The following is a 25777-nucleotide window of genomic DNA, read 5'->3' as shown; positions in this document are numbered from 1 at the left end:
TCGCGGCGGGCGCCGGGGTGTATCCTGCGCGCCCGCCATGTCCCAAGAAGTCACTTCTCCCGCACCGTCCGCCCGCGCTCCCGACGACTGCTACGCGGCGCACAGCCTCTCGCTCGAGGCCGCCCACCTCCGGCGGCGCCTGCGGCCCTCGCGACCGCGCGGACTGGTGGCGGATTTCTCCCACAACGACTACCTCGGGCTGGCGCGCTCGCCGGCCCTGGTCGAGGCGGCGGCGCGTGCCGCGGCCGAGCACGGCGTCGGCGCCACCGGCTCGCGGCTGCTGTCGGGCAACCTCGAGATCCACGAGGCGCTCGAGCGAAGCATCGCGCAGGCCAAGGGGACCGAAGCCGCGCTGGTGTTCGCCACCGGCTACCAGGCCAACGCGGCGGTGCTCGCCGCGCTGCTCGACGCGAAGGTGCTCGGCGGCGAGCCGCGCGTCTACACCGACCGGCTGATCCACGCGAGCCTCCACCATGGCCTGCAGCTCGCCGGCGTGCGCCAGCAGCGCTTCCGCCACAACGACCTCGCGCACCTCGCCGAGCTGCTCGAGCGCGACGCGGCGCTGCCCGGCGCGCGCTTCATCGTCAGCGAGACCGTGTTCGGCATGGACGGCGACCTGCTCGACATCGACGCGCTCGTCGCGCTCGCCGACCGCCACCGCGCCTTCCTCTACCTCGACGAGGCGCACGCCACCGGCGTGCTCGGCCCCCGCGGCCACGGGCTCGCGGCCGGCCGCATGCGCGCCGCGGACGGGCGCTCGCGCGGCGTCGCGATGGGCACCTTCAGCAAGGGGATCGGCGCCGCCGGCGCCTACGTCGCCTGCAGCCTCGCGGTGCGCGACTACCTGCTCAGCCGCTGCGGCGGCTTCGTCTACTCGACCGCACCGTCGCCGGCCGTGGTCGGCGCGGTGCAGGCGGCCTGGGAGCTGCTGCCGGGCCTCGACGCCGAGCGCGCGGCACTGCAGGCCGCCGCGGCGGACCTGCGCGAGCGCGTGCGCGCGCTCGGCTACGACACCGGGACCTCGCAGACGCACATCGTGCCGCTCGTCGTCGGCGACGAGGCGCGCGCGCTCGCGCTGCAGGCCTTCCTGCAGCAGCGCGGGCTGCTCGCCTCGGCGGTGCGCCCGCCGACGGTACCCCCGGGCACCGCGCGGGTGCGCATCGCGCTCGCCGCCTCGCACACCGCCGCGCAGGTCGATGCGCTGGTCGCGGCGCTGGCCGAATGGGCTCGGGCATGAGCGCCGCGCTGCGCGCCGATGCGCCCCTGGGCTTCGTGCTGCACCCGGGCTGGGGCTTCGCGGCCGACGCGCTCGCGCCCTGGGCCGGGGCGCTGGCGCGGCGCTGGCCGGAGGCGCCGGTGCTCGCCTGGGAGCGGCCTTATTTCGGCGCGGCGGCGCGGCCCCGGCCCGCGGACGAGGTCCGCTGGATCGGCATCGGCCACTCCTTCGGCCACGCGCTGCTGCGGCAGGCGGAGCTGCCCTGGCAGGGCCTCGTCGCGCTGCACGGCTTCAGCCGCTTCTGCCGCCGCCCGCAGCAGCCGCAGGGCACGCCGCCGCGGCTGCTCGACGCGATGCGCGCGCGGCTGCAGGCCGAGCCGCAGGGCGTGCTGGCCGACTTCCATCGCCTCTGCGGCAGCGAGCGCCAGCCGCCCGGCCTCCCGGACGTCGCGGCGCTCGACGAGGACCTGCTCGCGCTGCGCGAGCTGGACCTGGCGCCGGCGACCGTGCCGCTGCTCGCGCTGGCGAGCCGCGACGACGCGGTGGTGCCGGCCGCCCTGAGCGAGGCCTGCTTCGCGGGCCGCGCCGAGCTGCGCTGGCGCGACGGCGACCACTGCGCCTGGCTGCGTGCGGCCGACGAGGGCGTCGCGCAGCTGGCGGACTGGCTCGCCGGGCTGCCGTCCCGGGACTCGGCCTGCGGGGCGCCGCGATGACGGACCGCGTCGGCCAGCGCTTCGCCGCCGCCGCGGGCCGCTATTCCGAGCATGCCCGCGCGCAGGCCGAGGCCGCGCAGGCCTTCGACGCCTGGCTCGCCTTGCAGGCCGGCGCGGCCGCGCCGCGCCGCATCGTCGAGCTCGGCTGCGGCACCGGCTTCCTGACCGAGCGGCTGCGGCGGCGCCATCCCGGCGCGCGGCTGCTCGCCACCGACATCGCGCCCGGCATGGTGGCGCAGTGCCGCGCGCGGCTCGGGGGCGGCGAGGGCCTGGAATTCGCGGTCTGCGACGCGCGCCGCGCGGCCTTCGAGCAAGCCGACTGGCTCGTGTCGTCCTTCTGCTTCCAGTGGTTCGACGACCTGCCGCAGGTGCTCGCGCAGCTGCTGCCGCAGGCACGCGTGCTCGCCTTCAGCGTGCCGATGGACGGCTCCTTCGCCGGCTGGCGCGACGCGCACCACGCCGCCGGGCTGGAGTGCGGGCTGCGGCAGCTGCCGCGCTGGGACGATTTGCGCGCGGCCTGCGACGCGCTCGGCGCGCGCCGCGTCGTCGCGGAGCGCATCACGATAGACGAGCCGCATGCCGACGGCCTGTCCTTCGCCCGCGCGCTGCGCGCGATCGGCGCCGACACGCCGCGCCCGGACCACCGCCCGGTGCCGCTGCGCGCGGTGCTGCGCGCGATGGAGGAGGGCGGCTACACCGCCAACTACGAGGTCGGCTTCTTCTGGATCGAGCGATGAAACATGTATTTGTCAGCGGCACCGACACCGACGTCGGCAAGACGGTGCTGTCGGCGTGGCTCGCCGCGCAGTGGCCGGCCGACTACTGGAAGCCGGCGCAGAGCGGCACCGTCGACGGCAGCGACAGCGAGCGCGTCGCGCAGCTCGCCGGCGCGCGCTGCCATCCCGAGGTCTGGCGGCTCGCGGCGCCGCTGTCGCCGCACCGCGCCGCCGAGCTCGAGGGCCGCGAGCTCTCGCTCGCCGACGTGCCGCCGCCGCCCGCGGCCGAGCGCCTCGTGATCGAGGGCGCGGGCGGGCTGCTCGTGCCGCTCAACGGGCGCGAGCTGATGATCGACCTGGTCGCGAGGCTGGGGGCGCCGGTGCTGCTCGCCGCGCGCAGCGGCCTGGGCACCATCAACCACACGCTGCTGTCGCTCGAGGCCCTGCGCGCGCGCCGGCTGCCGGTGCTCGGCGTCGTAATGCTCGGCGCGCCGGACGCGGCCAACCGCGCCGCGATCGAGCACCACGGCCGCGTGCGCGTGCTCGCCGAGCTGCCGCGACTCGAGCCGCTGACGGCCGCGCGGCTGCGCGCCGAGCCGCTGCCGGCGGCGCTGCGCGAGGCGCTCGACGCGCTGCCGGGCGTCGTGGAGGCCTGACGCGATGGACTCGCAGGAGCTGCTCGCGCTCGACCGCGCCCACTGCTGGCACCCGTTCACGCAGGCGCAGACCGCGGCCCCCCCGCTGCTGATCGAGCGCGCCGCGGGGGCGCACCTCTTCGCCGCCGACGGCCGGCGCTACTTCGACGCGGTGTCGAGCTGGTGGGTCAACCTGCACGGCCACGCGCACACGAGGATCGCCGAGGCGATCGCGCAGCAGGCGCGGCAGATGGAGCAGGTGATGTTCGCGGGCCTGACGCACGCGCCGGCGATCGAGCTGGCCGCCGCGCTCGCCGCGCGGCTGCCGCCGCCACTGCAGCATGTCTTCTTCAGCGACAACGGCTCCACCGCGATCGAGGTGGCGCTGAAGATGTGCGTGCAGTACTGGGCCAACCGCGGCCGGCCGCGCCGCCGTTTTCTCTCGCTCGAGGGCGGCTACCACGGCGACACCTTCGGCGCGATGGCCGCCGGTCGCTCCTCGGGCTTCTACGGGCCCTTCGCCGACTGGCTGTTCGAGGTCGACGTGCTGCCCTGCGCGCACGGCGCCTGGGACACGCCGGACGCGGATCTCGAGGCCGCCGAGCGTGCGGCGCTGGCCGCGCTCGACGCCTACCTGAGCGCCCACGGCGACGAGCTCGTCGCCTTCGTGCTGGAGCCGCTGGTGCAGGGGGCTTCCGGCATGCGCATGCAGCGCGCCGCGCACGTCGCGGCACTCGTGCGGCGCGTGCAGGCCGCGGGCGTGCCGGTGATCTTCGACGAGGTGATGACCGGGTTCGGGCGCACCGGCACGCTCTTCGCGTGCGAGCAGGTCGGCGTTGCGCCCGACATCATCTGCCTCTCGAAGGGCCTGACCGGCGGCTTCCTGCCGATGGGCGCGACGGTGGCGCAGCCGCATCTCTACGAGGCCTTCCTCGGCGAGTCGGTCGAGCGCGCGCTGCTGCACGGCCACTCCTACACCGCCAACCCGCTCGGCTGCGCAGCAGCACTCGCGTCGCTGCGCGTCTTCGACGAGGAGGCGACGCTCGCGCGCATCGCCGCGCAGGGCGCGCTGCACGAGGAGCTGCTGCGCGAGCTGGCCGCCCACCCGCTCGTGCGCGCGCCGCGGCGCTGCGGCAGCATCGCGGCCTTCGACCTGCGCCTGAGCGACGCCGGCTACGGCTCCTCGGCCGGGCAGTGGCTGCGCGAGCGCATGCGCGAGCGCGGCGTGCTGCTGCGCCCGCTCGGCACCAGCGTCTACTTCATCGCGCCCTACTGCAGCAGCGAGGACGACTTCCGCGCCGCCTATGCCGCGCTGCGCGAGGTGCTCGACGCCTGGCCGCGCGGCGCGCCGGCCGGCGCCAGCGAGCATTTCTGAGGGCTCGGCGGGCTCCGGCCCGCCGTAGCCTGCGTTCGCGGGGCGGGCAGGCCCCCGCGGAAGCCCCCATCTTGCGAAGGCACTCGCTGCTGGTCCAAGATCGCCCCGACTCGCCCCGCCCCGGGGCCCGGATCGGAGGTGTTCGATGTCAGGACTCGCCGCTGACCACCGCGCCGACCCGCAGGGTCGGCTGTCTCCCGGCCTGGCCCATGCGCCGGTGCTCGACCGCATGTGCTCGCACTTCGTGCTGACGCTCACGCTGCGGCAGGCCGGACGCTTCAACCCGCGGCGCGACTGCAATGCGCTGCTGTCCTTCGTCGGCCGCCACCTCGTCTGGCCGCGGCCGGTGCTGTCGCGGCTGCGCGCCTTCCTCGTGCGCCGCTGCGCCGGCAACGAGCACTGGAAGGGCCACGAGCGGCTCGACGACGCGGACTTCCTCGAGCAGCACGGCGTCTGGCGCGGGCCCTACGAGGAGAGCACGCTGTTCTTCTTCCTCGACGAGTACGTGAAGGACGCGCCCAAGGACCTGCTCGCGGTGCTCGGCGCGAGCTGCGACTGGCTCGGCCGCAGCCTGCGCCAGCAGTCCACGCTGGTGCAGAAGAACATCGACGCGCTCGGCGGCCTGCTGCAGCTCAATCCGGCCGAGCGCGCGCTGCTGCTGTACGGCACGCTTGCGCGCTACCAGCGCGAGCTGCGCGGGCTGCTGGTCGAGTTCAAGGTCGCCAACGCGCAGGAGGCCTACGCGGTGCTGGCCGAGGTGGCGGGGGTCGATGCCCGCGAGCTCGGCGAGGCGCTGCGCGCCGGCTCGCGCCTGGAGCGCATCGGCATGATCGAGAACCTGATCTCCGAGCACAACATCACCGACCTCGCCGACCTGATGAAGGTCTCCGACCAGCTGCCGCCGGTGCTGATGCGCGAGTACCGCGACCCGGCCGACCTGATGGCGGTGTTCACGCGCCCGGCCGCGCACACCGAGCTGACGCTGGCCGACTTCGCCTACGTCGCCGAGGACGCTGGCATGCTGGTGGCGCTGCTGAGGAATGCGGTGGCGAGGAAGGAGGCCGGCGTCAACGTGCTGCTCTACGGGCCGCCCGGCACCGGCAAGACCGAGCTCGCGCGCGTGATCGCGCAGGCCGCGGGGCTGGAGCTCTACGAGGTCGAGTACGCCGACCGCGACGGCAACTCGCTGTCCGGCCGCGACCGCTACCGCTCGCTGCAGATCAGCCACGTGTTCCTCAAGGGCAGCCCCAGGGTCGCGCTGCTGTTCGACGAGGTCGAGGACGTGTTCCCGCCGCTGTCGACCGACACCGCGCAGCTGATCGCCCGGCTCGACAGCAGCGACGGGCCGCCGAGCGGCTCGGTCAGCGGCAAGGCCTGGGTCAACCAGATCCTCGAGAGCAACCCGGTGCCGGTGATCTGGGTGACCAACCGCATCGAGCAGATCGACCCGGCCTTCCGTCGCCGCTTCCAGTACCACCTGGAGCTGAAATCGCCGCCGCCGGGCGCGCGCGAGGCGCTGGTGGCGCGCGCGCTCGCCGGCGTGGAGGTCGGCCCCGAGTTCGCGGCCAGGCTCGCGGCGCGCCGCGGCCTGACGCCCGCGCAGATCCGCACCGCGGTGCGCTTCGCGCAGCTCGCGGGCGGCGAGGGCACTGCGAGCGCCGAGGCGCTGATCGAGCGCCAGCTCGGCAACGCCGACCGCGCGCTCGGCGGCGCGAGCCGCGAGCGCGGCGCGCGGCCGGTGGTCACGCGCTACGACCTGGGCCTGCTGAACACCGAGTCGCGCTTCGAGGTGCCGCGCATCGTCGAGGCGCTGCGCCTGCGCGGCCACGGCTGCCTGTGCTTCTACGGGCCGCCGGGCACCGGCAAGACGGCGCTCGCGGAGCACATCGCGCACGCGCTCGGCCAGCCGCTGCTGGTGCGCCAGGCGAGCGACGTGATGAGCAAGTTCGTCGGCGAGACCGAGCAGAACATGGCGCGCATGTTCGCCGAGGCCGAGGCCGAGCAGGCGGTGCTGCTGCTCGACGAGGCCGACAGCTTCCTGCGCAGCCGCCGCCGCGCCGAGCGCAGCTACGAGGTCAGCGAGGTCAACGAGATGCTGCAGGGCATGGAGCGCCACCGCGGCGTCTTCATCTGCACGACGAACCTGTTCGACGAGCTCGACGAGGCGGCGCTGCGTCGCTTCACCTTCAAGATCCGCTTCCGGGCGCTCACGCCCGAGCAGCGCGAGCGCATGTTCGTCGCCGAGGCGCTCAGCGGCGACGCGGCGCGCCTGAGCGACGAGCAGCGCAGCCGGCTGCGCCAGCTCGACGCGCTCACGCCGGGCGACTTCGCAGCGGTGCGCCGCCAGGTCGAGATCCTCGCGGTGGAGTTCGAGCCCGACGAGTTCCTGTCGCAGCTCGCCGCCGAGCACGCGGTCAAGCCCGAGGCGCGCACGGCGCGCGCGGTCGGCTTCCTGCATTGAAGCGGGCGCAGGACCCGCGCGACGAGGCTCAGGCGGCGCGCGACACGCGGCCGGTGAGCTCGAGCAGCGCGTGGTGCAGCGTCATCGGGTCGATCGGCTTGGTCAGGTGCGCGGCGAAGCCCGCCTCGCGGCTGCGGCGCAGGTCCTCGGGGCTGCCGTAGCCGGTCAGCGCGATCGCCGGGCAGCGGCCCTGCAGCAGCCGCACGACGTCGAGCCCGCTGCCGTCGGGCAGGCCGATGTCGCTGACCACCGCGTCGAAGCCGCGCTGCGACAGCCGCAGGCGCGCCGCGGCGACGGTGGCGGCGGTCTCGACCCGGTGGCCGAGCGTCTCGAGCAGCAGCGCCAGCGCCTCGGCCGAGTCGGGGTTGTCCTCGACGATCAGCAGCTCGATCGGCTGCGTGGTGGAGGCCGGCTCGGGCCCGCGCTCGTCCGAGGCGGCACGCTCGGCGGCCTCGCGCACCGGCAGGCGCAGCTCGAAGCAGGCGCCGAGCCCCTCGCCGTCGCTGCGCACCTGCAGCTGCCCGCCGTGGCTGTGCGCCAGGCCCTGGGCGATCGACAGCCCGAGCCCCAGGCCGCCGAAGCGCTTGGACACCCGCGGGTCGGCCTGCTCGAAGGGCGTGAAGATGCGCGGCAGCGCGTCGGCGTGGATGCCGATGCCGGTGTCGCTGCAGCTCAGCACGATGCCGCCCCCGTCGGGATTGCGGCTCGCCAGGCGCACCTCGCCGCCCGCGGGTGTGAACTTGACCGCGTTGCGCACCAGGTTCCAGACCACCTGCTGCAGCCGCGCCTCGTCGCCGAGCACGCCGCTGTGCCGCGCGGCGAGGTCGAGAGAGAGCCTCAGGCCCTTGTCCTGCACGTCGGCGGCGCACATCTCGACCACCGAGCGGACCACGACGTGCAGGTCCACCGGGCGGTGCTCCAGGTGCAGCTTGCCGTGGCCGATGCTGTTGAGGTCGAGCAGGTCGTCGATCAGCCGCGCCTCCAGCGACACGTTGCGCCGGATCATCGCCAGCAGCGGGCGCAGCCGCTCGGGCAGGCCCTCGCTGCGCTCGAGGATCTGCACCGCGGTGCTGATCGGCGTCAGCGGCGTGCGCAACTCGTGCGACAGCACCGCGAGGAAGCGGTCCTTGGCCGCGTTGGCGCGCTCGGCCTCCTGCACCGCCGCCTTCAGCGCCAGCGCCGCCTGCCGCGCCTCGGTGTTGTCGCGCACGATCTTCGAGAAGCCGGTGAGCCGCCCGTCGTCGCCGTAGAGCGCGGTCGTCACGCCGGTGCCGAAGAAGCGGCGGCCGTCCTTGCGCTGCAGCCAGCGGTCGTCGCCGGCGCGGCCGGTCTCGGCCGCCTCCCGCAGCTCGGCCTCCATCGTGCCCGCGGCGCGGTCCTCGAGCGTGTTGATCAGCTGCACCGGCTGGCCGCGCAGCTCGCCGGGCTGGTAGCCGAGGATCTGCGTCGCCGCGCTGTTGCAGTCGCGCACCCGCCCGTCGGCGTCGAGCAGCAGCACCACGTAGTCGCGCAGCGACTCCACCACGCGGCTGTAGGTGCGGTCGGCCTCGCGCAGCGCGCGCTCGACCTGCAGCCGCTGCTGCCGCTCGTGCACCTCGCCCATCGCCCGCTCGATCGCGAGCGGCAGCCGCGCCATGCGCGTCTTCATCACGTAGTCGGTCGCGCCGAGCTTGAGCATGTCCACCGCGTGCTCCTCGCCCATCACGCCCGAGACGAAGATGAAGGGCGTGCCGGACGCGAGGCGCTGCGTGCACGCGAGCGCCTCGGTGCCCGAGAAGTCGGGCAGCGAGAAGTCGGACAGCACGATGTCGAAGACGCGCTCGCGCAGCGCCGCCTCGAAGGACGCGCCGTCCTTCACCCAGTGGACATCGCAGTCGAGGCGGGCGCCGCGCAGCCGCTCGACGAGCAGCTCCGCGTCGAGCGGGTCGTCCTCGAGCAGCAGCACCGCGAGCGGGCCGGCGGGGAGGCGGGTGATCGTTTCAGTCATGGCGACGGACCCGCAGCGAGCCGGGTGGCGGTTCGTTGAGCACGGCCCAGAACATGCCGAGCTCGGAGATGGCGCCGACGAACTGGCGGAAGTCCACCGGCTTGACCACGTAGGCGTTGACGCCGAGCTGGTAGCTGCGCAGCAGGTCCGACTCCTCGTGCGAGGACGTCAGCATCACCACCGGCAGGCTGCGCATCGACTCGGTGCCGCGCACCGCCTCGAGCACCTCCAGCCCGTTGACCTTCGGCAGCTTCAGGTCGAGCAGCACCACCGCCGGGTTGCCCTCGGGGCGGCCGGCGTATTCGCCCTGCCGCGTCAGGTAGTCGAGCGCCTGGGCGCCGTCGCGCGTGACAACCACGTCGTTCGCGAGCTGGCTCTTCTCGAGCGCGTGCAGGGTCAGCTCCAGGTCGCGCGCATCGTCCTCGACGAGCAGGATGGGTTTCAGCATGAGGGGCTCAGGGGGCGGCCGCGGGGCCGTGGAATTTGGGTAGCGTGAAGGAGAAGGTGGCGCCCTGTCCGGGCTCGCCGTGGGCCGACACCGAACCGCCGTGCCGCTCCACCACGCGCCGCACGTTCGCCAGGCCGATGCCGGTGCCCTCGAACTGCTCGGAGCTGTGCAGCCGCTGGAAGACGCCGAACAGCTTGCCGGCGTACTTCATGTTGAAGCCGATGCCATTGTCACTCACCAGGATCCGGTGGAACTGCGCGTCCTCCTCGGCGTGGACGCGCACCACGGCCGGGTCGCGGCCGGCGGTGTACTTCTCGGCGTTGGCCAGCAGGTTGCGCAGCGCGAGCTCCATCAACACCGGGTCGGCCCAGACCGTGGGCAGCCGCTCGATCTCCCAGCGGATCGCGCGCGACGCGCTCTCGCGCCGCAGCTCGCGCACGATCGTGGCGACCACGAGATCGAGGTCGACCATGCTGCGCCGCAGCGACGCGCGGCCCATCTTCGAGAAGCTCAGCAGCCCGTCGACCAGCAGCCCGGCGAAGCGCGCCGCGTCCTGGATGTGCTGCAGGTAGCGGCTCGCGCGCTCGTCGGGGTGCGCCGCCTGCAGCTCGAGCAGCATGTCCGAGTAGCCGGCGATGTGGCGCAGCGGCGCGCGCAGGTCGTGCGAGACGGAATAGGAGAAGGACTCCAGCTCCTTGTTGATGCGCCCGAGCTCGCCCGCCATCTGCGCCATCTCCTCGGCGCGCTTGAGCACGATGCGCAGCAGCGCGTGGCGCAGCTCCTCGGTGGCGTCGCGCTCGGTGGCGAGCCACGGCAGGCTGCGCTCGCGCACCTCCTCGTGCCAGGTGGCGAAGCTCAGGCGCGGGTGCAGCCGCCCGTGGTGCTCGGGCTGCACCGGCTTGCGCGGGTCGCCTGCCCAGTCGATCGTGCGCCGGACCTCGGGGCGGAACCAGATCACGAGGTGGCGGTGCACCTGCGACAGCGACAGGCTCAGCACGCCGCTGGCCTGCGCGACGCAGTCCGCAGCTGCGGGATGCAGCTCGGCCAGCCGGTCGGTGGCGAACACCTCCTCGCCCTGCGCGAGCAGCCAGTCGGCGAGCGCCAGCACCTGCGGCTGCGACGGCGTGTCGCCGACGAGCACGCAGCGCTCGTCGAGCACGATCGCGGCGCCGCCGGCCGAGCCGAAGCGCAGCAGCTCCCGGGGCGCGTCGGCCAGGTGCTCGAGCGAGCCGTCGGTGTCGGCCAGCGCCGCGAGCAGCGACACGACCAGGCCGCGCAGCTCGAGCCGCCGCGCCGCCTGCGCCCGGTCCTCGTGCGCCTCGATCTGCAGCGACACGATCTCGCCGAGGTGCTCGCAGGCTGCGCGCAGCGCGTGCGGCAGGTGCCGCGGCGCGTGGTCGTGGCAGGAGATCAGGCCCCAGAGCCGCCCGCGCACGATCAGCGACACCGACATCGACGCGAGCGTACCCATGTTGCGCATGTACTCGAGATGGACCGGCGAGACGCTGCGCAGCACCGCGTGGGACAGGTCCGTGGGCCGTCCGGTGAGCGGGTTGTCGGCCGGCACGAGCCGCGCCGGCAGGTAGTCGGCCGAGGCGATCAGCCGCATCGGGTTGGCGAGGTAGAGCTCGCGCGCCTGGGCTGGGATGTCGGAGGCCGGGAAGCGGTGCCCGGCGTAGGACGCGTAGCCGGGCGCGCAGGCCTCGGCGAGCACCTCGCCGTGGCCCTCGTCGTCGAAGCGGTACAGCAGCGTGCGCCCGAAGCCGCTGATGCGCTGCATCTCGCGCACCGCGCACTCGCACAGCGCCTCGAGCGTGCCGGCCTCCTTCAGCGCGGTGACGAACTGGCGCACCACCACGTACAGGTCCCGGAAGCCTTCCGTGCCGGGCTCGTCGACCGGCTCGAGCTCGAGCAGCAGCAGGCCGTCGTGCCGGTGCGCCAGCACGTCGTGCGGCCGCCCGCCGAAGGCCCAGCGGCCGAGATGGTGGGGCGTGGTGCCGAGCGGCAGCCGGTCCAGCAGCGCGCGCAGCGCCTGTTCGAGCGCCGCGCCCGGCTCGCCGCCGAGGGCCGTGCCGATGCGCTGCCCGAGCGGCAGCGCACCGGTCCCGCACAGCGCGGCGAGGTTCTCGCTCGCCTGCACGACCGCCAGGCTGGCGGGGTCGAGGCCGAGCAGCACGCCGTGCGGCTGGATCGCGCCGGGGATGCGGATCGGCTCTCGCGCGCAGCTCGCGAGGTCGACGGGCGGCCCGCTCATCCGGCCACGGCCTTGCCGGAGAACACGCCGATCAGGCCGGCGAAGGTCTGACGTGCCGCCTCCGCAGCCTCGTCCCAGGCAGGGCCCGGCGGCAGTTCCGCGAGCGCCTGCCGGAAGTCGCGCCACATCGTGCCGGTGTGCTCGCCATGGCCGGCGAAGTAGCTGCCGCCCGCCTGCGGCGTCACGCCGAGCCCGGCCTGCAGCCGCGGGCCGATGATGCGCGCGCCGAGCGTCGAGCCCTCGATCACGTAGAGCGAGCCGAGCGCGCGCGCCAGCGTGTCCGTCCTCGGCAGCCGCACCGGCGCAGGCGGGAGAGAAGGATCCTCGCCCAGCGCGCGCAGGTCCTGCGCCAGGCGCGCGGCGCGTCGGCGCGCCTCGAAGAAGGGCCGCCACGACGCGGGCAGCCCGGCCGCCATCTGCCGCTCCCAGGGCAGCAGGAAGGCGGCGAAGCCGCGCAGGATCTCCGCGTAGCGCTCGCGGGTCAGCGGGCCGTCGAGCCGCAGCAGGTCCTCGACCTGCCGGTGTGCTTCATGGGTTTCCTGTTTCAGGCGTTCGGGCAGGGACGAGAACGACATCGCTCCGCAGTTCTTCTTGGTACGTCGGGAAGGGGCGGCACTGCGAACGCAGCGGCAGAACCCTGGCGCAGGGGGCGGGTGCCCCGGAGGTCAGGACCCCGCAGGGGCGCAAGCATGCGTGAATTATCGGCAAGGCCTCGGCGTGCCCGCAGCCCGGGGGGGCTATGGGCACGGCCCCGCAGCAGGCCGCCTCCGGCTGCGGGATTGACGCGCTTCCTACAATGGACGGATGAAGCCGACCCCCTACACCCGCGCCACGCAGCTGCCCGAGATCCTGAAGCAACGCATCGCCGTCCTCGACGGCGCGATGGGCACCATGATCCAGCGCTACAAGCTCGGCGAGGCCGACTACCGCGGCGAGCGCTTCCGGGACCATCCGAAGGACCTGAAGGGCAACAACGAGCTGCTGGTGTTCACGCGGCCGGACGTGATCTCCGAGATCCACGAGCAGTACCTGGCCGCGGGCGCCGACATCATCGAGACCAACACCTTCGGCGCGACCTCGGTGGCGCAGGAGGACTACGGGCTCGAGGGCCTCGCGCGCGAGATGAACGTCGTGGCGGCACGGCTGGCGCGCGCGGCCTGCGACAAGTACTCGACCCCCGAGCGGCCGCGCTTCGTCGCCGGCGCCTTCGGGCCGACGCCGCGCACCGCGAGCATCAGCCCCGACGTCAACGACCCGGCGGCGCGCAACGTCGACTTCGACACGCTGCGTGCGTCCTACTACGAGCAGGCCGAGGGGTTGCTCGAGGGCGGCGCCGACCTGTTCCTGGTCGAGACGATCTTCGACACGCTCAACGCGAAGGCGGCGATCTTCGCGATCGACGAGCTGTTCGAGGCGACCGGCGAGCGGCTGCCGGTGATCATCTCCGGCACCGTCACCGACGCGTCGGGCCGCATCCTGTCGGGCCAGACGGTGGGCGCCTTCTGGCACTCGGTGCGGCATGCGAAGCCGATCGCGATCGGGCTGAACTGCGCGCTGGGTGCCGCGCTGATGCGGCCCTACGTGGAGGAGCTCGCGAAGATCGCCGGCGACACCTTCGTGAGCTGCTACCCGAACGCGGGCCTGCCCAACCCGATGAGCGACACCGGCTTCGACGAGACGCCGGAGATCACCGGGGCGCTGGTGGAGGAGTTCGCGCAGGCCGGCTTCCTGAACATCGCCGGCGGCTGCTGCGGCACGACCCCGGAGCACATCGCCGAGATCGCGCGGCGCGTCGGCCGCTACCAGCCGCGCTGCCGCCACGAGGACGGCATGTTCAGCGGGCTGCTGGCGGCCTGAGTCGTGCATGCCGCGGCCGGGAGGCGGCTGCGGCCTCGCCGCGAGGCGCGTCAGCGCTGCGCGGTCTCCTGGCGCTCGCCGACGAAGATCTCGACGCGGCGGTTCTGCGCGCGGCCGGCCGCGCTGTCGTTGCTGGCGATCGGCTGGCGCGCGCCGCGGCCCTCGATCGCGATGCGCTGCGCCGGCACGCCGCGCGCCACCAGGTAGTCGCGCGTGCTCGCGGCACGGTCGACCGACAGCGGGTTGTTGACCGCGTCGCTGCCGGTGCTGTCGGTGTGGCCGACGATGCGCACGTCGGTGGCCGGGTTGTTGCGCAGCGAGGCGGCGAACTGGTCGAGCACGGGCGCGAAGTTCGACTTGATGTTGGAGCGGCCGACGTCGAAGGAGATGTCGCTCGGGATGTTGAGCTTCAGCTGGTTGTCGGGCGTCTGCGTCACCTGCACGCCGGTGCCTTGCGTGGCCTGCTCCATGCGGCGCTTCTGCTCCTCCATGCGCTGGGACCAGATGTAGCCGCCGAGCGCGCCGACGCCGGCGCCGATCACCGCGCCCTTGGCGGCCGTGCTGCGGTTGCCGGTGACCGCGCCGAGCACCGCGCCCGCGGCCGCGCCGACGCCGGCGCCCTTGGCGGTGGTCTGCTGGGTTTCGGACATGTTGGCGCAGCCGCTGGCTGCGATCGCCACCGCGAGGGTGGACACCACGAGGATCTTCTTCATTTCACTTGCTCCTGAGCAGGACAGGGATGCATTTTGCAGGGCAGGCATCGTGCCTGCGCTTGGCGTTTCACTCCGTTCAAGTATGTAACCCATTGTCCCGAGCGTCGAGGCGCGCTTTGACTCCGCTCAAGCGGGCAGGGCGGGGCGGACGCTACAAACAGCCTGTCCTTCCCCAGGAGACCTCATGATCGTCGAGCCCCATTCCCTCTCCCGCGACTTCCCCGAACTCAAGGAGCGCATCCACTCGCTGAAGTCGGACGCGCACTTCGCGCGGCTCCAGCAGGAGTACGAGACGCTGGACCGGCAGATCTGCCGCTTCGAGGAGGGCATCGAGCATGCCTCCGACGAGGAGGTCGAGCGCCTCAAGATGCGCCGCGTGCACCTGAAGGACGAGCTCTACGGCCTGCTCAAGGGCTGAGGCCCGCGCCCGGGGCAGGGCGGACACCTTTCGGTCCTTCGGCCCCTTCTCCCTTCCTCTGCGGCAGTTCCCTGCCTTCGAGCCGCGCGGGCCGCGCCGCCGAAGGCGCCTGGAAGACCCGACGCCCCGCGGGCCCGCCCCGGCGGCGCCTGCGCCGCCGCCTCTTACAATCGGGGCCCCGTCCAAGGAGCGTTGCGACGGGAGGCGCCCCCCCGCCTCCCTGCCAGGCTTGGACCGGCCGGCGGCGCCCCCGAAGCCCCGCCTGCATCGACAACGACGCTCACCCCGCATCCTTTTCCCAGGTGCCACGGGTGAGCCGTGGCCCGCATTGACCCGCCGCAGGCCATGTCCGAGACCTCCACCGCAGTCGTTCCCACCCCGCCGCCGATGCGCCTGTCCGGCCTGGAGCCGGTGTCGATCGGCGAGGGCCATCTCTTCGTCAACGTCGGCGAGCGCACCAACGTCACCGGCTCCAAGGCCTTCGCGCGCATGATCCTCGCCGGCGAGTTCGAGCAGGCGCTGAGCGTGGCGCGCCAGCAGGTCGAGAACGGCGCGCAGATCATCGACGTCAACATGGACGAGGCCATGCTCGACAGCAAGGCCGCGATGGTGCGCTTCCTGAACCTGATCGCCTCCGAGCCCGAGATCGCGCGTGTGCCGATCATGATCGACTCGTCGAAGTGGGAGGTGATCGAGGCGGGCCTCAAGTGCATCCAGGGCAAGGGCATCGTCAACTCGATCTCGCTCAAGGAGGGCGAGGCCGAGTTCCGCCGCCAGGCGAAGCTGATCCGGCGCTACGGCGCCGCCGCCGTCGTGATGGCCTTCGACGAGAAGGGCCAGGCCGACACCTACCAGCGCAAGATCGAGATCTGCGAGCGCGCCTACCGCCTCCTCGTCGACGAGGAGGGCTTCGCGCCCGAGGACATCATCTTCGACCCGAACATCTTCGCGATCGCCACCGGCATCGAGGAGCACGACAACTACGCCGTGGACTTCATCGAGGCCACGCGCTGGATCAAGCAGCACCTGCCGGGCGCGAAGGTCTCCGGCGGCGTCTCCAACGTCTCGTTCAGCTTCCGCGGCAACGAGCCGGTGCGCGAGGCCATCCACACCGTCTTCCTCTACCACGCGATCAAGGCGGGGATGGACATGGGCATCGTCAACGCCGGCATGGTCGGCGTCTACGACGAGCTCGACGCGGAGCTGCGCGAGCGCGTCGAGGACGTGGTGCTCAACCGCCGCCCCGATGCCGGCGAGCGCCTGATCGAGATCGCCGAGCGCGCCAAGGGCGCCGCCAAGGACGACAGCGCGCGCCTGGCTTGGCGCGCCGGCACGGTGGAGGAGCGGCTGTCGCATGCGCTCATCCACGGCATCACCGACTTCATCACCGAGGACACCGAGGAGGCCTGGCAGGCCATCAGCGCGCGCGGCGGCCGTCCGCTGCACGTGATCGAGGGCCCGCTGATGGCCGGCATGAACACCGTCGGCGACCTGTTCGGCGCCGGCAAGATGTTCCTGCCGCAGGTGGTCAAGAGCGCGCGCGTGATGAAGCAGGCGGTCGCGCACCTGGTGCCCTACATCGAGGAGGAGAAGCGCCTGCTGCAGGCCGCCGGCGGCGACGTGCGCCCGAAGGGCAAGATCGTCATCGCCACCGTCAAGGGCGACGTGCACGACATCGGCAAGAACATCGTCACGGTGGTCCTGCAGTGCAACAACTTCGAGGTCGTCAACATGGGCGTGATGGTTCCCGCCCGGGACATCCTCGCCAAGGCCAAGGAGGTCGGCGCCGACATCATCGGCCTGTCCGGCCTGATCACGCCGAGCCTCGAGGAGATGCAGCACGTGGCGCGCGAGATGCAGCGCGACGAGTACTTCCGCTCGCGCCGCATGCCGCTGCTGATCGGCGGCGCGACCACGAGCCGCGTGCACACCGCCGTCAAGATCGCGCCGCACTACGAGGGGCCGGTGGTCTACGTGCCCGACGCCTCGCGCTGCGTCGGCGTGTGCTCGGAGCTGCTGTCCGAGGAGCGTTCCGGAAGGTACGTCGAGGAGCTCGACGCCGACTACGAGCGCGTGCGCCAGCAGCATGCGAACAAGAAGACGACACCGCTGGTGAGTCTGGCGCAGGCGCGCGCCAACAAGGCGCCGATCGACTGGGCCGCCTACCGGCCGACGAAGCCGAAGTTCATCGGCCGGCGCGTGTTCCGCAACTACGACTTGGCCGAGCTCGCCCAGTGCATCGACTGGGGCCCCTTCTTCCAGACCTGGGACCTCGCCGGCCGCTATCCCGACATCCTCGACGACGCGGTAGTGGGCGACTCCGCGCGCAAGGTCTTCGCCGACGCGCAGGCGATGCTCAAGCGGATCATCGACGGCCGCTGGCTCGGCGCCAGCGCGGTGATCGGCCTGTACCCGGCGCGCCAGGTCAACGACGACGACATCGAGCTCCACGCCGACGAGGCGCGCACGCAGCCGCTGATGACCTGGCACGGCCTGCGCATGCAGTCCGAGCGCCCGGTGGTCGACGGCGTCAGGCGCCCGAACCGCTGCCTGTCGGACTTCGTGTCGCCCCACGGCGACGACTACGTGGGCCTGTTCGCCGTGACCGCCGGCCTCGGCGTCGAGAAGAAGGAGCAGGAGTTCCTCGCGCAGCTCGACGACTACTCGGCCATCATGTTCAAGGCGCTCGCCGATCGGCTTGCCGAGGCCCTGGCCGAGCGCATGCACCAGCGCGTGCGCACCGAGTTCTGGGGCTACGCGGCCGACGAGCGCCTCTCCAACGAGGAGCTGATCGCCGAGAAGTACCGCGGCATCCGCCCGGCGCCCGGCTACCCGGCCTGCCCGGACCACCTGGTGAAACGCGACATGTTCCGCGTGCTCGACGCGGGCGAGATCGGCATGGGCCTGACCGAGAGCCTGGCGATGACGCCGGCGGCCAGCGTCAGCGGCTTCTACCTCGCGAACCCGCAGTCCACGTACTTCAACGTCGGCAAGATCGGCGAGGATCAGCTCGCCGACTGGGCGGCGCGCTGCGGCGTGACGCTGGACGAGGCACGGCGGGCGCTGGCGCCGCTGCTCTGAACGCGGGAGCGCGGGGCCGCCTCCCTCCCGGAGCCGGGTGCCCCGGATGCCGGCCCCCGGGCTGACGGTGCACACTGCAGGAAGGGGTGGGGACGAGAGGAGGAGGGCGATGGAGCTGCTGTCGGGTCGGCTGCGTGCGAGGCGGGTTCTGGCGGGAGCCTGCACCTTCGCCGTGGCGGTCTTGCTCTCCGGCTGCGCCGCCCTCGGCGAGCGGGCGTCCGAGCAGGTGTCCGAGAGACCGCCATCGCGCACCGACGCGGCGCGCTTCCTCACCCAGGCCACCTTCGGCCCCACCGAGGCCGAGGTCGAGCGCCTCATGGCCATCGGCTACCGCGCCTGGATCGACGACCAGTTCGCACGGCCGGCGAGCCGCCACCGGGTCGTGTGGGAGTCGCGCGACGCCGCGATCAAGGCGGCCGACCCGCGCAAGGCGGCAGGGCCCAACGAGGTGCTCCACGTCTTCTGGAAGTCCGCGCTGGCAGGCGAGGACCAGTTGCGGCAGCGCGTGGCCTATGCGCTGTCGCAGATCTTCGTCGTCTCGATGGCGGACGGCAGCGTGCGCGAGAACCCGCGCGGCGTGGCGGCCTACCTCGACCTGCTGGCCGACAAGGGGCTCGGAAACTACCGCGAGCTGATCGAGGCAGTGTCACGCCATCCGGTGATGGGGGCCTACCTGTCGCACTTGCGCAACCAGAAGGAAGACCCCCGGACCGGGCGCGTGCCCGACCAGAACTACGCGCGCGAGGTGATGCAGCTCTTCTCCATCGGGCTGCACGAGCTGAACCCGGACGGCTCCCTGCGGCTGGAGGCGGGACGGCCGATCGACACCTACGACGCCGACGACGTGCTCGGCCTGTCACGGGTCTTCACCGGCTTCAGCTGGGACGGGCCCGACAAGGACAACAACCGCTTCCACGGCAACGCGCAGGACTTCCAGGACGCGGAGCGGAACTGGCGGCCGATGCAGGGCTACACCCAGTACCACTCCCGGCTCGAGAAGCGCTTTCTCGGCACCGTGGTGAGCGAGCAGGCGCGCGCCGACCCCGACGCCAGCCTCGCCGCCGCGATGGAGACGCTCTACCGCCACCCGAATGTCGGGCCCTTCATCGGCCGCCAGCTGATCCAGCGGCTCGTCACCAGCAACCCGAGCCCGGCCTATGTCGCGCGCGCGGCGGCGGCCTTCGACGGCGATGGCCGGGGCGTGCGCGGCGACATGAAGGCGGTGATCCACGCGGTGCTGCTCGACCCCGAGGCACGGGATCCGGATCGGGCGAAGGACGGACGTTTCGGCAAGCTGCGCGAGCCGGTACTGCGCCTGTCGGCCTTCCTACGCGCCTTCGGCGTGCGCTCGGATTCGGGCGACTTCCTGCTCGACGCCACCGACGACCCCGGCACGCAGCTCGGGCAGTCGCCACTGCGCGCGCCCTCGGTCTTCAACTTCTACCGGCCGGGCTACGTGCCGCCCGGCACGCGGGCGGCGGCGGCCGGGCTGGTGGCGCCCGAGATGCAGATCACGCATGAGACCTCGGTCGCCGGCTACGTCAACTTCATGCGCGAGGCGGTGGCCTCGGGCGTGGGGCGACGGGGCGGGGAGGGGCCGAGGCGCCGGGACCTGCAGCCCGACTACGCTCCCGAGCTGGCGCTCGCCGCACAGCCAGCCGCGCTGGTGGACCGGATGGATCGGCTGCTGACCGGCGGGCAGATGTCCGCGGCGCTGAAGGCCGAGATCGGCGCGGCGCTGGCCTCCCTGCCGGTGCCGGCTGCGAGGCCGGACGGCAGCAACGCGGCGGCAGTGGAGCGCGCGAAGCGCACGCGCGTGCAGGCGGCGCTGCTGCTGACACTGGCCTCCCCGGAATTCATCGTGCAGAAGTGAGTGAGGGAGCCGCGTTCCGATGAGCCTGCGCACTGCCCAGTCCCGCCGCGAATTCCTGCGCCGCGCGGGCGCCTTGTCGATGCTCGGCACGCCCGGAGCGTCGCTGGCGCTCGAGCTGGCCGCGCTCGGCCATGCCGCCGCACCGGGCGCCACCGACTACAAGGCGCTGGTCTGCGTGTTCCTGCATGGCGGCAACGACGCCTACAACACGGTGCTCGCCACCGACCCCGAATCCTGGTCGCACTATGGCGCGGCGCGGGGGCAGGGGCCGTCGCCGATCGCGCTGCAGGCCCCCGGCACCGTGCCTGATCTCTCCGCGGCGATCGACTCGACCGCCCGGCTCGGCGGAGTGCTGCCGCTGCGACCTGCGACGCCGGCGGGCGGGCGCAGCTTCGCGCTGCATCCCTCGCTCGCGGCGCTGGCGGAGCTCTTCAACGTGCAACGGCGGCTCGCGGTCGTGTCCAGCGTCGGCCCGCTGATCCGCCCGACCACCAAGGCCCAGTTGCGCGACCCGCGGCACCCGAGGCCGCCCAAGCTCTATTCGCACAACGACCAGCAGTCGGTGTGGCAGGCGGGCGCGCCGGAGGGGGCGACTGTCGGCTGGGGCGGCCGCATCGGCGACCTGCTGGCCGGGCACAACGGGGAGGCGGCGATGTTCACCTGCGTGTCCGCCGCCGGCAACGCGCTGTGGCTCGCCGGACGGCAGGTGCGACCCTACCAGGTGAGCCCGAACGGCGCGATCCGCATCGGCGTCGACGACCGGGGCCGGGTCTTCGGCTCGGAGGACGTGGGGCAGGCGCTGCTGCGCATCGTCGGCGACGGCCGCGCGCTGCACCTGTTCGAGGCCGACCATGCCGCCGTCGTGCGGCGCTCGATCGAGGCCGAGCGGCGCCTTGCCGCGGCGCTGCCTGCCGCCGGCAGCCCGCCCTACGGCTCAGTCGCGCCCGGCACCGATCCCCGCTTGCAGTACACCCGCCCCGAGGGGCGGACCGAGCCGAACGAACTGGCCCGCCAACTCCAGATCGTCGCCCGCATGATCGGCGCAGGACAGGTGCTGGGACTGAAGCGCCAGATGTTCTTCGTCAGCCTGGGCAGCTTCGACACGCACGACCGGCAGAACCTCAACCATGCCCTGCTGATGCTGCGGCTGTCGCATGCGATGGCCTATTTCGACGAGGTGCTCGGCGGCCTGGGGCTGCGCGACAGCGTCACCACCTTCACCGCCTCGGAGTTCGGCCGCAGCTTCACGAGCAACGGCGACGGCACCGATCACGGCTGGGGCGGGCACCATTTCGTGATGGGCGGCGCAGTCCGCGGCGGGGCGCTCTACGGCCGCTTTCCCGAGTACGCCGGCAACGAAGGCCGGCGCTTCGCGAGCCCGGACCTGCTCGATGGCAGCGGGGCGATGCTGCCCGCCATTTCGGTGGACCAGTACCTCGCGACGCTCGCGCGCTGGTTCGGCCTCGGCGGCACGGAGATCCTCGACCTCTGGCCGCAACTCGCGGACTGGGACGCAGGCGAGCGCGATCTCGGCTTCCTGCCCGCGAGCAGCTGAACGGGGCCGGGCTCAGGCCCTGCCCAGCGCCCGCCGCAACTGGATCGCCTCGGCGACCTGGGCGGTCTCGATGCGCGCGCTGCCGGCGAGATCGGCCACCGTGCGCGCCACTCTCAGCACGCGGTGGTAGCTGCGCGCCGACCAGCCGAGCCGCAGCGCCGCGGCCTGCAGCAGCTCGGCGGCGGCCGGCGCGAGCGTGCAGTGCCGGTCGAGCGCCTCGCCTTCGAGCCGCCCGTTCGGGAGACCCTGGCGCTGCAGCTGCCGCTCGAGGGCGGCCGCCACCCGCGCGGCGACCGCCGCGCTCGGCTCGCCGTCAGGCGCGCCGGCCAGCTCCGCCGGCATGACCGCGGGCACCTCGATGCGCAGGTCGAGCCGGTCGAGCAGCGGGCCGCTGAGCCGGCCCTGGTAGCGCGCGACCGCCTCGGGCGAGCAGCGGCAGGCCGCCAGCGGCGAGCCGAGGTGGCCGCAGGGGCAGGGGTTCATTGCGGCGATCAGCTGGAAGCGCGCCGGGAACTCGGCCTGCCGCGCCGCGCGCGACACGACGATGCGGCCGGTCTCCAGCGGCTCGCGCAGCGCCTCGAGCGCGCTGCGCGGGAATTCCGGCAGCTCGTCGAGGAACAGCACGCCATGGTGGGCGAGCGAGATCTCGCCCGGCCGCGGCGGCGAGCCGCCGCCGACCAGCGCCACCGACGAGGCGCTGTGGTGCGGGCTGCGCAGCACGCGCTGGCGCCAGCGCGCGGCGTCGAAGGCGCCGACGAGGCTCAGCACCGCGGCCGATTCGAGCGCGGCGCCGGTGTCGAGCGGCGGCAGCAGCCCGGCGAAGCGCTGCGCCAGCATCGACTTGCCGCTGCCAGGCGGCCCGACGAGCAGCAGGTGGTGCATGCCGGCCGCGGCGATCTCCAGCGCCCGCTTCGCGAGCGACTGCCCCTTCACGTCGCGCAGGTCCGGGACCTCTGCCGGCCGGGATGCCGGCTGCGCCTGCACGCGCTGCCAGCCCCCGTCCTCCTCCGCGGCGGCCCCCTCGGGGCGCTCGCCCGGCAGCAGCGCGCGCACCACGTCGAGCAGGTGGCGCGCCCCGTAGACGCAGGCCTCCGCCAGGAGTGCGGCCTCCCGCGCGCTCGCCGGCGGCAGCACCAGGCCGCGCGCCCGGCCCTGCGCACCCTGCAGCGCCAGCGCCATCGCGAGCGCGCCGCGCACCGGCCGCAGCTCGCCCGCCAGCGACAGCTCGCCCGCGAACTCGAAGGCGTCGAGCCGGGCCGCGTCGAGCTGGCCGCTCGCCGCCAGGATGCCGAGCGCGATCGGCAGGTCGAAGCGACCGGACTCCTTCGGCAGCTCCGCCGGCGCGAGGTTCACCGTGATGCGCTTGTTGTGCGGGAACTCCAGCCCGCTGTTGAGCAGCGCGGCGCGCACGCGCTCGCGCGCCTCCTTGACCTCGGTGTCGGGGAGCCCCACCAGCGTGAAGCTCGGCAGGCCGTTGGCGAGATGCACCTCGACGGTGACTTCCGGGGCGTGCAGCCCGCTCAGGGCGCGGCTGTGGACGATCGCGAGCGACATGGGCGGCAGTGCGGCGGAGGGCAAGGGCGCGTTCCCGCATTCTGTGCCGCCCTCCCGCGAATGGGCAGGGTGCGGCACCGCGGCGATGTTGCGATGCCACAAGCCGGCTTCGAAAGCGTGCATGGCGCGCGCGATGCACCAAGAAGATGCGCACAACGCGGTGCGCGCTTCCCGCTGCGCCTTGTCGTGGTGCAGGGCCGTGCAGGAAGGCCGTGGCATGGATCATGCAGACGATGGCCCCGTCCCTTCTCTAAAACCACGGATGGAGCCCCAGATGAAAAGAACCCTCGTCTCCGCAGCCCTGCTGGCCTTTTTCGCGGGTGGCGTGTTCGCCCAGGAAGTGGGCATCACCGGCAACGTCGCGCTGACCACCAACTACAAGTTCCGCGGCCAGGACCAGGGCAACAACAAGCCGGCGGTCCAGGGCGGCTTCGACCTGAGCCATGGCGGCTTCTATCTGGGCAACTGGAACTCGAGCGTCGGCAGCCTGATGAATGCGGCCAGCGGGCTCGAGGCGGATGTCTACGGGGGGTACAAGGGGGAGCTGAGCGGCGTCGGCTACGACGTGGGCGTGCTGCGTTACCAGTATCCCGGCAACAGCGTCGCCAACACCACCGAGCTGTACGGCGCCGTGAGCTACGGCATGGTCAGCGCCAAGTACTCGCACACGGTCTCGAAGGAGTACTTCGGCATCACCGAGGGCCGCAGCACCGGGTATCTCGACCTGGCGGCGAACTACGAGCTGGTGCCGGGCCTGACCCTCAACGCGCACCTCGGCTTCACCAACTTCGCCAGCGATGCCGAGCGCGCCAACCCGCTGCTGGCCAAGGACTACACCGACTACAAGCTCGGCGCGACCTACGCGCTGGGCAAGGACGTGTCGCTCGCCGGCGCGATCGTCGGCGCCACCGAGCGCGACTTCTACCGGGCCGCCGCCGGCCAGGACCTGAACCGCGCGCGCTTCATCGTCACGCTGAGCAAGGCGCTCTGAACCTCCCCCTCCCCGGGCCGCACCGGCAGCGGCCGGCCCGCCAGATCAAAGGACAGTCCAAATGAAGATGATCACCGCCATCGTCAAGCCCTTCAAGCTCGACGAAGTGCGCGAGGCCCTCAGCGCGATCGGGGTGCAGGGCATCACCGTGACCGAGGTGAAGGGCTTCGGCCGCCAGAAGGGCCACACCGAGCTGTACCGCGGCGCCGAGTACGTGGTCGATTTCCTGCCCAAGGTCAAGATCGAGGCGGCCGTCGACGAGGCGGTGGTCGATCAGGTCATCGAGGCGATCGAGGGCGCGGCGCGCACCGGCAAGATCGGCGACGGCAAGATCTTCGTCACGCCGCTGGAGCAGGTGGTGCGCATCCGCACCGGTGAGACGGGCAAGGACGCCCTCTGAGGAGCGACGAATCATGAAGAAACTGCTTGCAACCCTGGCGCTGAGCCTCGCCGCCTTCGGCTTCGGCGGCACGGCCCTGGCACAGACCGAGCCGGCCGCCGCGCCCGCAGCCGCCGTCGCGGCACCCGCGGCCGAGGCCGCGGCGCCTGCGGCCGCCGCAACTGCCGAGACCGCCGCCCCCGCGACCCCCGAGGCGACCGTCAACAAGGGCGACGTCGCCTGGATGATGACCGCGACGCTGCTCGTCATCCTGATGGTCCTCCCCGGCCTGGCGCTGTTCTACGGCGGCCTGGTCCGCTCGAAGAACATGCTGTCGGTGCTGATGCAGGTCTTCGTCGTGTTCTCGCTGATCGTCGTGCTGTGGGCCGTCTACGGCTACAGCCTGGCCTTCGGCGGCGGCGGCGAGTTCATCGGCACGCTCGACAAGATCTTCCTCAAGGGCGTCACGGTCGATTCGCTGGCCGACACCTTCAACCCGGCCGCCAAGATCCCCGAGTACGTGTTCGTCGCCTTCCAGTCGACCTTCGCGGCCATCACCTGCGCGCTGATCGTCGGCTCCTTCGCCGAGCGCATCAAGTTCTCCGCGGTGCTGCTGTTCATCGTGCTGTGGTTCACCTTCAGCTACCTGCCGGTGGCGCACATGGTCTGGTTCGCCGAGGGCTACCTGTTCAAGGACGGCGCGCTCGACTTCGCCGGCGGCACCGTGGTGCACATCAACGCAGGCGTCGCGGGCCTGGTGGGCGCCTACCTGGTGGGCAAGCGCATCGGCTACGGCCGCGAATCGATGGCGCCGCACTCGCTGACGCTGACGATGGTCGGCGCCTCGCTGCTGTGGGTGGGCTGGTTCGGCTTCAACGCCGGCTCCGCGCTCGAGGCCAACAGCACCGCCGCGCTCGCCTTCGTCAACACGCTGCTGGCCACCGGCGCGGCGACGCTCGCCTGGATCGGCGGCGAGTCGCTCGCCAAGGGCAAGGCCTCGATGCTCGGCGCCGCCTCCGGCGCGGTCGCGGGCCTGGTCGGCATCACCCCGGCCTGCGGCACCGTCGGCCCGATGGGCGCGATCGCGATCGGCCTGATCTCCGGCCTGGTCTGCCTGTGGGGCGTCAACGGCTTGAAGCGCATGCTCGGCGCCGATGACGCGCTCGACGTGTTCGGCGTGCACGGCGTCGGCGGCATCGTCGGCGCGCTGCTGACCGGCGTGTTCACCGCGCCGGCCCTCGGCGGCACCGGTGCCGAGGACTTCTCGATCGCGCACCAGCTGTTCGTGCAGGCCAAGGGCGTCGTGATCACGATCGTGTGGTCAGCCATCGTCTCGGTCGTCGCCTACAAGCTCGTCGATCTGGTGGTCGGCCTGCGCGTCCCCGAGGAAGCCGAGCGCGAGGGCCTGGACATCACCTCGCACGGCGAGACCGCCTACCACCGCTGAGCCGTCGCCGGCCGTCCCGCGGGCACGCTGCGTGCCCGGCGGGCCGGCCCGCACCGGGGGCCTCCCGAGGGAGGCCCCTTTCCATTTGGCCCGCGCATGGCGGC

At 72.8% G+C, this 25777-nt stretch carries 20 protein-coding genes and 1 riboswitch; of the genes, 14 read left to right on the top strand and 6 right to left on the bottom strand.

Translation table 11 applies throughout. From position 1 onward, the window contains the following. Window positions 1-37 precede the first annotated feature (37 nt). From D3A59_RS11330 to D3A59_RS11305, 6 genes are all read left to right on the top strand, one after another. On the top strand, window positions 38-1237 hold the full coding sequence (locus D3A59_RS11330) for an aminotransferase class I/II-fold pyridoxal phosphate-dependent enzyme (protein ID WP_119155038.1): 1200 nt from the start codon (window positions 38-40) through the stop codon (window positions 1235-1237). Next, the gene (locus tag D3A59_RS11325) at window positions 1234-1929 is read left to right on the top strand and encodes an alpha/beta fold hydrolase (protein ID WP_157991490.1); all 696 of its coding nucleotides are present in this window, start codon (window positions 1234-1236) and stop codon (window positions 1927-1929) included. The genes D3A59_RS11330 and D3A59_RS11325 overlap by 4 nt, the downstream gene beginning before the upstream one ends. Beyond that, on the top strand, window positions 1926-2666 hold the full coding sequence (locus tag D3A59_RS11320; RefSeq protein ID WP_119155036.1) for a methyltransferase domain-containing protein: 741 nt from the start codon (window positions 1926-1928) through the stop codon (window positions 2664-2666). The genes D3A59_RS11325 and D3A59_RS11320 overlap by 4 nt, the downstream gene beginning before the upstream one ends. After that, window positions 2663-3301, top strand: a complete 639-nt coding sequence (bioD, locus tag D3A59_RS11315) for a dethiobiotin synthase (RefSeq protein WP_119155035.1) — start codon at window positions 2663-2665, stop codon at window positions 3299-3301. The genes D3A59_RS11320 and bioD overlap by 4 nt, the downstream gene beginning before the upstream one ends. 4 nt (window positions 3302-3305) lie before the next feature. Further along, window positions 3306-4655, top strand: a complete 1350-nt coding sequence (gene bioA / locus D3A59_RS11310) for an adenosylmethionine--8-amino-7-oxononanoate transaminase (protein WP_119155034.1) — start codon at window positions 3306-3308, stop codon at window positions 4653-4655. 145 nt (window positions 4656-4800) lie between these two features. Then, the gene (locus D3A59_RS11305; RefSeq protein WP_119155033.1) at window positions 4801-7116 is read left to right on the top strand and encodes an ATP-binding protein; all 2316 of its coding nucleotides are present in this window, start codon (window positions 4801-4803) and stop codon (window positions 7114-7116) included. Between the two features lie 28 nt (window positions 7117-7144). Here D3A59_RS11305 and D3A59_RS11300 read toward each other — a convergent pair whose 3' ends face one another. From D3A59_RS11300 to D3A59_RS11285, 4 genes are read right to left on the bottom strand one after another with little or no spacing between them, the layout of a single operon-like run. Next, window positions 7145-9103: a hybrid sensor histidine kinase/response regulator gene (locus D3A59_RS11300; protein ID WP_119155032.1), complete on the bottom strand. Its 1959-nt coding sequence runs from the start codon at window positions 9101-9103 to the stop codon at window positions 7145-7147. Further along, window positions 9096-9551, bottom strand: a complete 456-nt coding sequence (locus tag D3A59_RS11295) for a response regulator (RefSeq protein ID WP_119155031.1) — start codon at window positions 9549-9551, stop codon at window positions 9096-9098. The genes D3A59_RS11300 and D3A59_RS11295 overlap by 8 nt, the downstream gene beginning before the upstream one ends. A gap of 7 nt (window positions 9552-9558) precedes the next feature. Further along, the gene (locus tag D3A59_RS11290; RefSeq protein ID WP_119155030.1) at window positions 9559-11805 is read right to left on the bottom strand and encodes an ATP-binding protein; all 2247 of its coding nucleotides are present in this window, start codon (window positions 11803-11805) and stop codon (window positions 9559-9561) included. Continuing rightward, window positions 11802-12380: a biliverdin-producing heme oxygenase gene (locus D3A59_RS11285; RefSeq protein WP_119155029.1), complete on the bottom strand. Its 579-nt coding sequence runs from the start codon at window positions 12378-12380 to the stop codon at window positions 11802-11804. Before D3A59_RS11285 ends, D3A59_RS11290 begins: the two co-directional genes overlap by 4 nt. Before the next feature lie 229 nt (window positions 12381-12609). Here D3A59_RS11285 and D3A59_RS11280 point away from each other — a divergent pair, with 229 nt between their 5' ends. Next, entirely contained in the window at window positions 12610-13662 is a 1053-nt protein-coding gene (locus tag D3A59_RS11280; protein ID WP_119155028.1) for a homocysteine S-methyltransferase family protein, read from the top strand. A 50-nt stretch (window positions 13663-13712) separates the two neighbouring features. On the opposite strand, the gene D3A59_RS11275 is transcribed toward D3A59_RS11280, so the two are convergent. After that, complete coding sequence (locus tag D3A59_RS11275; protein WP_119155027.1) at window positions 13713-14375, bottom strand: YiaD family glycine zipper/OmpA-like lipoprotein; 663 nt, start codon at window positions 14373-14375, stop codon at window positions 13713-13715. 184 nt (window positions 14376-14559) lie between these two features. Between D3A59_RS11275 and D3A59_RS11270 the strand changes: the two genes are divergently transcribed. The 4 genes from D3A59_RS11270 (at window position 14560) to D3A59_RS11255 (ending at window position 21302) form a co-directional block, all read left to right on the top strand. Next, window positions 14560-14793, top strand: a complete 234-nt coding sequence (locus D3A59_RS11270; RefSeq protein WP_119155026.1) for an HP1242/YdcH family protein — start codon at window positions 14560-14562, stop codon at window positions 14791-14793. Between the two features lie 178 nt (window positions 14794-14971). Beyond that, a riboswitch (S-adenosyl-L-homocysteine riboswitch) is annotated at window positions 14972-15082 on the top strand. Between the two features lie 56 nt (window positions 15083-15138). After that, window positions 15139-17874, top strand: a complete 2736-nt coding sequence (metH, locus tag D3A59_RS11265) for a methionine synthase (RefSeq protein ID WP_119155025.1) — start codon at window positions 15139-15141, stop codon at window positions 17872-17874. 109 nt (window positions 17875-17983) lie between these two features. Next, a complete protein-coding gene (locus tag D3A59_RS11260; protein ID WP_119155024.1) occupies window positions 17984-19747 on the top strand; it encodes a DUF1800 domain-containing protein in 1764 nt (587 codons plus the stop codon). Between the two features lie 19 nt (window positions 19748-19766). Then, complete coding sequence (locus tag D3A59_RS11255; protein ID WP_119155023.1) at window positions 19767-21302, top strand: DUF1501 domain-containing protein; 1536 nt, start codon at window positions 19767-19769, stop codon at window positions 21300-21302. 12 nt (window positions 21303-21314) lie between these two features. On the opposite strand, the gene D3A59_RS11250 is transcribed toward D3A59_RS11255, so the two are convergent. Continuing rightward, window positions 21315-22856 (bottom strand): YifB family Mg chelatase-like AAA ATPase, encoded by a 1542-nt coding sequence (locus tag D3A59_RS11250; protein WP_119155022.1) that lies wholly within the window; start codon window positions 22854-22856, stop codon window positions 21315-21317. 274 nt (window positions 22857-23130) lie between these two features. Between D3A59_RS11250 and D3A59_RS11245 the strand changes: the two genes are divergently transcribed. The 3 genes from D3A59_RS11245 to D3A59_RS11235 all read left to right on the top strand — a co-directional run bounded on the left by D3A59_RS11245 (window position 23131) and on the right by D3A59_RS11235 (window position 25673). Further along, window positions 23131-23847 carry a TorF family putative porin gene (locus tag D3A59_RS11245; RefSeq protein ID WP_240636030.1) on the top strand — a complete coding sequence of 239 codons (717 nt, stop codon included), beginning with the start codon at window positions 23131-23133 and terminating at the stop codon, window positions 23845-23847. Window positions 23848-23908: 61 nt separating this feature from the next. Further along, window positions 23909-24247 carry a P-II family nitrogen regulator gene (locus D3A59_RS11240; RefSeq protein WP_119155020.1) on the top strand — a complete coding sequence of 113 codons (339 nt, stop codon included), beginning with the start codon at window positions 23909-23911 and terminating at the stop codon, window positions 24245-24247. 13 nt (window positions 24248-24260) lie between these two features. After that, on the top strand, window positions 24261-25673 hold the full coding sequence (locus D3A59_RS11235; RefSeq protein WP_119155019.1) for an ammonium transporter: 1413 nt from the start codon (window positions 24261-24263) through the stop codon (window positions 25671-25673). The last annotated feature ends 104 nt before the right edge of the window (window positions 25674-25777 follow it).

The organism is Caldimonas tepidiphila, from assembly GCF_003569765.1.
GTDB classification, from domain to species: domain Bacteria; phylum Pseudomonadota; class Gammaproteobacteria; order Burkholderiales; family Burkholderiaceae_C; genus Caldimonas; species Caldimonas tepidiphila.
This window is presented reverse-complemented; position numbering and strand designations above follow the sequence as displayed.